Genomic DNA, 7,534 nt, shown 5'->3' on the forward strand with positions numbered 1-7,534 from the left:
ACGAGCGGATCGGACGCCGCGCAGCGCGCCGGCGGGCAGCGCGTCCGGGCCGACCGGGCGGTTCTCGCGGGCGTCGAGCGCTTCGGGCGTCACCCACGCCGACTCGGGTTCGACCGTCTCGGGGACCCGGCCGAGCGCGACGTCGTTCTCGACGCCGCGGCGCACCAGGCCGACGACGCCGGCGCGGACGGCGTTGCGCAGCCGTGTCCAGCGTCCGGTGAAGAGCCCGCGAACCGTGCCCGGCCGCGGATTCCGCCGTCGGCGAGCGCGGGCGGCGCGCAATCCGCCGCGTCCACTGAGGAGGTACGCGACGGCGGCGAACTCGGCCCGCGCTTCCCCGGTGCGGCGCAGCAGGACGAAGGCCAGCGCGCGCAGCACCGCCAGCAGCGGGAGCCGGATCATGCCGAGCCAGAAGGAAAACGGCGAGCAGTTCACCAGGAACACGCGCAGCCCGTGGGCGCGGTTCGCGGCGGGCAGGGCGCCGGGGAGCACGTCCGCCGGACGCCGTCCGGTGGTCACCGCGCGGGCGTGGCGGACCCGGGCGAGCGGCACGGACAGCACCATCCCGCCGGCCGCGTTCGCGCGCCAGCCGAAGTCGAGATCCTCGCGCAGCAACGGGAAATCGGGGTCGAAGCCGCCGAGGGCGTCCCAGGCGTCGCGGCGCACGAGCGAGCCCGCACTCGGCACGGCGAGCACTTCCAGGGGGGCCTCGCCGGTCGTGGCGACCTGCTGGCGGTGCCCGGAGGCGTCGGTGGACAGGCCGGCTTCGACGATCAGCCGCGGATCGGTCCAGTCGAGACCGAGCGAACCGAGCACGGTGGCCGACGGTTCCTTCGTCGCCACGGTCAGGAGTTGTTCGAGGCAGTCGGGTTCGGGCGCGCAGTCGTCGTGCAGCAGCCACAGCCAGGAACCGGGGTCACCCCAGCGCTCGGTGGCGTGCGCGACGGCTTCGGCGACCGCGGCCGCGAAGCCGGTCTCACTCGACAGTGTGATGACCCCGGACAGCACGGGGGAAGAATCGAGCCCCGGGTCCTCGGCCGCTTCGGCGAGCAGCCGCGGGGTCGCGTCGGTGGACCCGGTGTCCACGGCGAGCACGTGCCGGGGCCGGACGCTGCTGCGGCGCAGCGCGGAAAGCGCCAGCGGCAGCCAGTTTTCGCCGTCGTGACAGACCACAATGGCCAGAACGGGCGCGGTGCGCGGGACGGTCGGCGCGGCGGTGCGGGGCAACGAACGCTCCAGATCAGGCGGGGAGTCGGTGCGGCCACCCTACGGCCCCGGTCCGTCACCCGATGGTGAACCCACGTCTGTCCACCACGGCGAATCACCGGTGACGCCGAGCATCACCGGTGATTCCCGCTCAGACTGCGCGTTTCTTCAGCTTGCGGCGCTCCCGCTCGGACAGACCGCCCCAGATGCCGAAGCGCTCGTCGTGGGCCAGTGCGTACTCAAGGCACTCGTCCTTGACCTCGCAGCCCAGGCAGATCCGCTTGGCTTCCCTGGTGGAGCCGCCCTTCTCGGGGAAGAACGCCTCCGGGTCCGTCTGCGCGCACAGGGCGCGTTCCTGCCAATCCTGCTCTTCTTCGGTGGCATCGATGAGCTCGGTGAGATCTCCCAGAGCCTGCTCCGGGATCTCGCCCCAACCCATGACGTGCCCCCATTCCTTCCCATCGGCTTCCAACCGCACGTCCGCCTCCTCGCTCCCTAGCACTCCCCAGGCTGGCGGTGGTGAAACGACACTCGCCGTCCCCTCTCGGCGGCGAATGACATCACTGTGATTACACCCGTGTAGTGCGGTCAGGTCAAGCGGAGTAGCGAGTTCGGGGGACGTTCCGGCCCGATCGCGCAAGGGGACACGCCGGTAACTTCACACCGGGCATACGGAAGACTGGAGCACGTGCAGAAGTCAGCAGTGCGCCCCAGCCCGGTCTTCCTCGGCATCCTCGCGCTCACCGTCGCCGGTGGCGCCATGGCCGCGTTCGGTGACATCAACACCGTTTTCGTCCGCGACCGCGACCCGCTGCTCATCGCGGGCGTGGTGATCTTCGTCGCCGCCGGCTGGGTGGCGTCGCTGTCGCTGCACGAGTTCGGGCACGCGATGGTCGCCTACCGCGGCGGGGACTACAGCGTCGCCCACAAGGGTTACCTGACGCTGGACGTCCGGAAGTACACCGACCCCGTCCTGTCGATCATCCTGCCGCTGATCTTCCTCATCATCGGCGGCATCCCGCTGCCAGGCGGCGCGGTCTGGATCAACCGCGGGGCGCTGCGCTCGCGCGGGACGTCGTCGTGGGTGTCGCTGGCCGGGCCGCTGAGCAACCTCGCGGTCGGCGCGGCCCTGGCGCTGGTGGTCGCGCTGGTGCCGATGGCGGGCGGGCTCGTGATCGCGATGTCCTACCTGGCGCTGCTGCAGGTGGTGACGTTCCTGCTCAACATCCTCCCGATCCCGGGCCTCGACGGCTGGGGCGCGATCGAGCCGTACCTGCCGCCGCGGGCGCGTGAACTCGGCGCGCAGGTCCGGCCGTGGGCGCCGATCATCCTGTTCGCGCTCCTGTGGTTCTTCCGCCCGGCGAACAACGCGCTGTGGGACGGCTCGTACGCCATCTTCAACGCCTTCGGCGGGTACGTCGACGGCGCGAAGATCGGCTTCAGCGTGTTCCAGTTCTGGAACTGAGGTTTGCTGCGGGCTCCGCGCGGGAATGATCAGCGCGGAGCCGGCGCGTGCTCGGTCAGCCAGCCGTGCGCGCGCTGCCAGGCTTCCCGCAGTCCCGACCGCTCGCTCAGGTAGCTGCCCGCGACGCCGACGACCGGCACCTTGCCGATCGCACGGTGCAGCAACCGCCCGCGCGGCCGCTTTTCGAGCTCTTCGGTGAGTTCGCGCAGGCTCCGGCCGAGCCGCCACAGCGTGCCCGCGGCGGCACCGACGGTTGCCTTGCCGTGCTTGCGTTCCGACGCGGCGAGGTCTTCGGTCAGCCGGGCGGTGGCCCCGGCCTCGGCGGCTTCGTCGTGGCCGGCGGCGAGCCCGGGCGGGAGGTCCCGGCCGAACAGCACCCAGGCGATCAGCCGCACGCGGGTGCCGACGTCCGTGACGCCGTATTCCCCGGCGATGGCGCACAGCAGCAGTCCTTGCGACGCCGCGCCGACGGTGTCCTGCACCGGTACCCGGTCGGCGAGCGCGCCGCCGAGGCCGGGCACCGCGGTCAGCACCGCCGCGAACCGGCCGACGCGGTTCATCCACCAGCTCGACCGCTCGTGGCCGGTCATCCGCGCCCACGCGTCCGTGCCGGGCACCTTCACCGACGTCACCCCGTTGACGAGCTTCGCCTTCAGGCCGGACTCGACGCCGGCGAGGTCCTCCGCGCCGCGCGCCTGGAGCCCGAACGGATCGGCGTCCCGCAGCGAGTCGAGCACGGGCCCGCAGGCCCGCACGAACGGCCGCAGCACGGCCACGATCTGCCCGTCGGAAATGGTCACGGTTTGTTGTCCTTCCGGCCGCCGGAACCGGCGCCGGTGCGCCGGGCGTGGCCAGAGTCGGCGCCGCGACCGGCGTTGTTACGGGGTCCGGTGCTCGGTCAGCCAGACGTGCGCCCGCTTCCAGACCACGCGCAGGCCCGACCGCTCACCGAGGTAGTCCCCCGCCGCCCCGACGACCGGCAGCATGCCCAGCGCCCGGTGGAAGAGATTGCCGCGCGGCCGCTTCTCCAGCTCCTCGGTGATCCCCAGCAGCCCGCGGCCCAGCCGCCACAACGTCCGGCCCGCCGCCTTCACCGTGGCCTTGCCGTGCTTCTTCTCCGACGCCCTCAGTTCCTCGGTCAGCTTCGCCGCTTCGTCCGCCTCCGCGGCTTCGTCGTGCTCCGCGTGCTTGCCCGCCGCCAGGTCCGGGTCGATGTCGCGCTCGAAGAGGACCCACGCGATGAGCCGCACCCTCGTGCCGACGTCGGTCACCCCGTACTCGCCCGCGATCGCGCACAGCAGCAGGCCCTGGGACGCCGCGCCGAGCGTGTCCTGGACCGGCAGGCGGTCGGCCAGCGCGCCGCCCAGGCCGGGGATCGACGTCAGCAGCGCCGTGAAGCGGCCGACGCGGTTCATCCACCAGCTCGACCGGTCGTAGCCGGTCATCCGCGCCCACGCCGCCGTGCCCGGGACCTTCACCGACGTCACGCCGTGGATCAGCTTCGCCTTCAGCCCCGACTCGACCTCGGCCAGGTCCTCCGACGCCCGCGCCTGCAGCCCGAACGGGTCGGACTCGCGCAGCGCGTCCAGCATCGGCCCGCACGCCCGCACGAACGGCCGCAGCACCGCCACGACGTGCTTGTCGGAGATCGCCTCAGCCACGTCCCGGTCCCCTTCCCGCCCGGCGCGGTGCGCCGCCCAGCACCATCGCGCCCGGCAGCGCGCTCGCGCCGAGCAGCAGCAACGCCCGCCAGTCCTGGATCAGCACCAGGTCACCGCCCGGGCCCAGCATCCCGACCCCGAACACGACGAGCACCCACACGGCCAGGGGTACCCACGAAAGCCCGGGCCGCACCAGCTTCGCCGTGGCCCACACCAGCCACGGCGTGGTGACGGCGCCCACGAGCACCGTCACCGGCAGCGGGACCACACCGATCCGCAGCGGCAGGAAGAACAGCTCCAGCAGGGCGAGCAGCACGGTGTCGACGACGAGCAGCGCGAGCAGCAGCCCCCGCTCGAGCGTCAGCCGCTCCTCCACGGTCACAGCCCGCCGAACAGGTCGTCCGCCGCGCCCTCGGCCGGGCCGTGCGCCAGGACGAAGAAGTCGCGCCCGAGGATCGGCTGGGCGAGCTCGTTCGTGAGCGCGAAGTACGGGAGGCCGTCGTCGACCACGGTGAGCTGTGTCGCGTGGGCGCGAAGGGCCGCCAGCTTCGCCGGGAGGTACGCGGCGACGTCGAGCACCGTCGTGATCTCTTCGTCGGGCGTCGCGGGCAGCTCGTCGTCGTCCGGAACGGTGAACACGGTGTCGTGCTCACGCAGCGCGGCCAGCCCGGCGCGCACCGCGTCCCGCGACGCGACCGTGTGGAAGACCCGCTCCACCGACTCCGCCCGCGGCGCCGCGGCCATGGTGATCTCGTGGGCGCGGATGTGGTCGGGGTGGCCGTAGCCGCCGAAGGCGTCGTAGGTGACGACGACCTGGGGCCGCACCTCGTCGATGAGCTCCGCCAGCTGCGCGGCCTGCTCGTCGATGCTGCCGCCGGTGAACGCCCGCGGGTGCGACGCCGACGGCGTGCCCGCCATGCCCGAATCGCGCCACCGGCCGAGCCCGCCCAGGTAGCGGTGCCGCGACACGCCCAGCGCGGCGCAAGCGGCCTTCAGCTCGGCGACGCGGTAGCCGCCCAGCTGGTCGGCGGCCCAGGCGCCCAGCCCGGCCAGCTCGGGCAGGCCGGCCATGACCTCGCCTTCCTCACCCAGCGTGCAGGTCACCACGGTCACCTCGGCGCCTTCGGCGGCGTATCGTGCGATCGAGGCGCCGGTGGTGATGCTTTCGTCGTCGGGATGGGCGTGGACGAACAGCAGCCGTCGGGATACCGGGGAGATCACGGGTTGAGCGTAATTCCCGTGCTCCGACCTTCGTCGGGGACACCCTCGGTTATCCTCGCGCGAGTCGCGACCGCCGCGTCGTGACCGTCTGTACCCCCACGAAGGGCATCTGGTGAGCACTGAAGCAACTTCGGCGGACGTCGCCGGCGTGTCAGGATCGGTCCTGTCCATTTCCGACCTCAGCGTGTCGTTCCAGACCGAGGACGGCGTCGTGAACGCCGTCAAGGGCATCGGGTTCGACGTGCAGCCCGGCGAGATCGTCGCCGTGGTCGGGGAGTCCGGGTCCGGCAAGTCCGTCACGTCGATGTCGGTGCTGGGCCTGCTGCCCAAGACCAGCCGGATCGCCGGTGAGCTGCGCCTCGGCGAGCGCAACCTGGCGGATCTCAAAGAGAAGGACATGCAGAAGATCCGCGGCAACCAGGTCGCGATGATCTTCCAGGAGCCGATGACGGCGCTGAACCCGGTCTACACGGTCGGCTGGCAGCTGCGCGAGGCCCTGCGGTCCCACCTCGACATCGCCAAGGACGCCGCGGACAAGCGCGCGGTCGAGCTGCTCGACATGGTCGGCATCCCGAATCCCGAGCTGCGGTTCAAGCAGTACCCGCACCAGCTCTCGGGCGGCCTGCGCCAGCGCGTCGTCATCGCCATGGCGATCGCGTGCGACCCGAAGGTGATCATCGCCGACGAGCCGACCACGGCGCTGGACGTCACGGTCCAGGCCGAGATCCTGGGCCTGCTGCGCAAGCTGCGCGACACCCTGGACACGGCGATCGTGCTGATCACCCACGACATGGGCGTCGTCGCCGACATGGCCGACCGCGTGATCGTGATGTACCAGGGCGAGATCGTCGAAGAGGCGCCGGTGCGCGAGCTGTTCGCGTCGCCGAAGGAGGACTACACCCGGCGGCTGCTGGCCGCGGTGCCGGTGCTCGGCCAGCGCCCCGAGGGGCGCCGCCTGCTCGACGACGCCGGCATCGCCAGCGACAGCACCGAGGCGGCCAAGATCGCCGAGGAGATCCGGCTGGCGGACGAAGAGCTCGAGGCCGTGATCGAGGAGGCCGCGCCGGCCCTGGAGATCAAGAACCTGGTGCTCGAGTACCCCGGCCGTCGCGGCCAGGGCAAGAACCGCGCGGTCGACGACGTCTCGCTGACCATCGCCAAGGGCGAGATCGTCGGCCTGGTGGGCGAGTCCGGTTCGGGCAAGTCGACGGTCGGCCGCTGCGCGATCCGCCTGCTCGACCCGACCGAGGGCACGGTGTCCATCGCGGGCAAGGACATCACGAAGATGTCGGCGAAGGAGCTTCGCCCGCTTCGCCGGTACTTCTCGATCGTGTTCCAGGACCCGGCGTCGACGCTGGACCCGAAGATGACGATCGGCGAGTCGATCGCCGAGCCGATGGTGCTGCACAAGGTGCTGTCCGGCAAGGAGCTGTCCGCCCGGGTCCGGTCGCTGCTCGACAAGGTCGAGCTGGGCGGGCACTACATGAACCGCTACCCGCACGAGCTGTCCGGCGGCCAGCGCCAGCGCGTGGCGATCGCCCGCGCGCTTTCCCTCGACCCGGCGCTGCTGATCGCGGACGAGCCGACGTCGGCGCTGGACGTGTCGGTGCAGGCCCGTGTCCTGGACCTGTTCCTGGACCTGCAGCAGTCGCTGCAGTTCGCGTGCCTGTTCATCAGCCACGACCTCGCGGTGGTCGACCTCCTGGCCGACCGCGTCGCGGTGATGCAGCACGGCAAGCTCGTCGAGGTCGGCACCCGTGACCAGGTGCTGCACTCGCCGCAGCAGGAGTACACGAAGCGCCTGCTGTCGGCGGCGCCGGTCGCGGACCCGGTGCTGCAGGCCGAGCGCCGAGCGGCCTGGGAGGCCGGCAAGCTGGCCCCGGTGGCCGACTGAGGCTTCTGGACGCACGGAAGGCCGTCACCCGGCTCGGGTGGCGGCCTTCCGTCGTTCCCGGCCCATGCGCCCCAATGTGGCGTTCGG

8 protein-coding genes are annotated in these 7,534 nt (G+C 71.9%); 2 read left to right on the forward strand and 6 right to left on the reverse strand.

Annotation, left to right across the window (positions count from 1 at the left end; translation table 11 throughout):
* Together ACWEVN_RS44565 and ACWEVN_RS44570 are read right to left on the reverse strand one after the other, a co-directional pair.
* Positions 1-1,227, reverse strand: a 1,227-nt coding sequence (locus ACWEVN_RS44565) for a glycosyltransferase family 2 protein (protein WP_452055314.1), incomplete at its 3' end; no start/stop codon positions are given.
* A gap of 130 nt (positions 1,228-1,357) precedes the next feature.
* Complete coding sequence (locus tag ACWEVN_RS44570) at positions 1,358-1,645, reverse strand: WhiB family transcriptional regulator (protein ID WP_167385067.1); 288 nt, start codon at positions 1,643-1,645, stop codon at positions 1,358-1,360.
* A 264-nt stretch (positions 1,646-1,909) separates the two neighbouring features.
* Between ACWEVN_RS44570 and ACWEVN_RS44575 the strand changes: the two genes are divergently transcribed.
* Positions 1,910-2,671 (forward strand): site-2 protease family protein, encoded by a 762-nt coding sequence (locus ACWEVN_RS44575; RefSeq protein WP_449688089.1) that lies wholly within the window; start codon positions 1,910-1,912, stop codon positions 2,669-2,671.
* Positions 2,672-2,700: 29 nt separating this feature from the next.
* On the opposite strand, the gene ACWEVN_RS44580 is transcribed toward ACWEVN_RS44575, so the two are convergent.
* From ACWEVN_RS44580 to mshB, 4 genes are all read right to left on the reverse strand, one after another.
* The gene (locus ACWEVN_RS44580; protein ID WP_452055315.1) at positions 2,701-3,471 is read right to left on the reverse strand and encodes a hypothetical protein; all 771 of its coding nucleotides are present in this window, start codon (positions 3,469-3,471) and stop codon (positions 2,701-2,703) included.
* 78 nt (positions 3,472-3,549) lie between these two features.
* Positions 3,550-4,332, reverse strand: a complete 783-nt coding sequence (locus ACWEVN_RS44585) for a hypothetical protein (RefSeq protein ID WP_449688085.1) — start codon at positions 4,330-4,332, stop codon at positions 3,550-3,552.
* Positions 4,325-4,714: a hypothetical protein gene (locus ACWEVN_RS44590; RefSeq protein WP_452055316.1), complete on the reverse strand. Its 390-nt coding sequence runs from the start codon at positions 4,712-4,714 to the stop codon at positions 4,325-4,327. Before ACWEVN_RS44590 ends, ACWEVN_RS44585 begins: the two co-directional genes overlap by 8 nt.
* Positions 4,711-5,553, reverse strand: coding sequence for an N-acetyl-1-D-myo-inositol-2-amino-2-deoxy-alpha-D-glucopyranoside deacetylase (mshB, locus tag ACWEVN_RS44595; RefSeq protein ID WP_452055317.1), 843 nt, complete (start codon positions 5,551-5,553; stop codon positions 4,711-4,713). The genes ACWEVN_RS44590 and mshB overlap by 4 nt, the downstream gene beginning before the upstream one ends.
* Before the next feature lie 112 nt (positions 5,554-5,665).
* Here mshB and ACWEVN_RS44600 point away from each other — a divergent pair, with 112 nt between their 5' ends.
* Positions 5,666-7,447, forward strand: coding sequence for an ABC transporter ATP-binding protein (locus ACWEVN_RS44600; RefSeq protein ID WP_449688088.1), 1,782 nt, complete (start codon positions 5,666-5,668; stop codon positions 7,445-7,447).
* The last annotated feature ends 87 nt before the right edge of the window (positions 7,448-7,534 follow it).

The sequence above is a fragment of the Amycolatopsis sp. NPDC003861 genome (assembly GCF_053605405.1).

Coding starts and splice junctions, on each gene's coding strand:
- ACWEVN_RS44570 (WP_167385067.1), bottom strand. CDS start 1,645: ATGGGTTGGGGCGAGATCCCGGAGCAGGCTCTGGGAGATCTCACCGAG.